General features: G+C 50.6%; 2 protein-coding genes. One reads left to right on the top strand and one right to left on the bottom strand.

Annotated elements, in window-relative coordinates; all coding sequences use genetic code 11:
• Positions 1-32 precede the first annotated feature (32 nt).
• Positions 33-683: a hypothetical protein gene (locus tag AC1DUO_RS25655; protein WP_112152166.1), complete on the top strand. Its 651-nt coding sequence runs from the start codon at positions 33-35 to the stop codon at positions 681-683.
• A 43-nt stretch (positions 684-726) separates the two neighbouring features.
• On the opposite strand, the gene AC1DUO_RS25650 is transcribed toward AC1DUO_RS25655, so the two are convergent.
• On the bottom strand, positions 727-807 hold the full coding sequence (locus AC1DUO_RS25650; RefSeq protein ID WP_477989530.1) for a DUF1480 family protein: 81 nt from the start codon (positions 805-807) through the stop codon (positions 727-729).
• Between the last annotated feature and the right edge of the window lie 11 nt (positions 808-818).

Raw genomic sequence — 818 nt, 5'->3', positions numbered from 1 at the left:
GATGTTGTCGATCTGCCGTTCAGGAATATGTCATGTCAGTGAATTCAGTAAATCAACGCGCTTTTGCAACCCTTTCAGGAATACCTTATTTCAGCCAGTGGGAAGACCCTGACTGTGCTGCCGGAATTATTGCCGGTGAACTCGAACTGAGTGATATCAAACTATGGGCCCAGTCTGGCGCATCAACCCAGCAGGAATTTATTGAGTGGGCAAACCATGTTTGTGGGATGTGTTGCCTGAAAATGGTGCTGGCGGCGGTTTCCGGAAAAGTGGTGCCTGTTCTTAATCTGACTCAGCGCAGTCTGCCATATGGCGCGTATGTTCGTGATGGCGACAACATTAAGGGGTTGATTTATGCACCTTTTGTTGAGTATGTTCGCCAGGAGTTGGGGATGACCGCAGTAGTTAAAGTGGGAATTGCTGCAGAGGATATTGCTGCGCAAATGGTAGATCACCGGTTCTTCATTGCCTCGGTGCATCCGTCGGTTCGTATTCCGGAGACTGTTCCGCCGCGTAAAGGCGGGCATCTGGTGCTGGTGACGCGTGCCGACAGGGAGTTTGTGACCTTTCATAATCCTTCCGGTCATGATATTTCCACACAACAGGATGTCACGTTACCGGTGAAAGTCTTCGCCCGCTTTTTTGCCGGACGGGGTATTTCGTTGGTTGAAAACGCTGAGTGAACGCAAGCGGCATGGCGAACATCATCCCGTTCGCCATGCTGTATCACTCCAGTCGCATTATCCACTCATCTTTCTGTTCGTCATACTTCTCCTTGTACAACACAGAGTGACGACCATCGACCACTGCCGGGACAC

Source organism: Rahnella sp. P4_A8 (genome assembly GCF_056402435.1).
Note: the sequence above shows the minus strand (reverse complement) of the source record. Positions and strands in the feature narration are given on the sequence as shown.

Coding starts and splice junctions, on each gene's coding strand:
- AC1DUO_RS25655 (WP_112152166.1), top strand. CDS start 33: ATGTCAGTGAATTCAGTAAATCAACGCGCTTTTGCAACCCTTTCAGGA.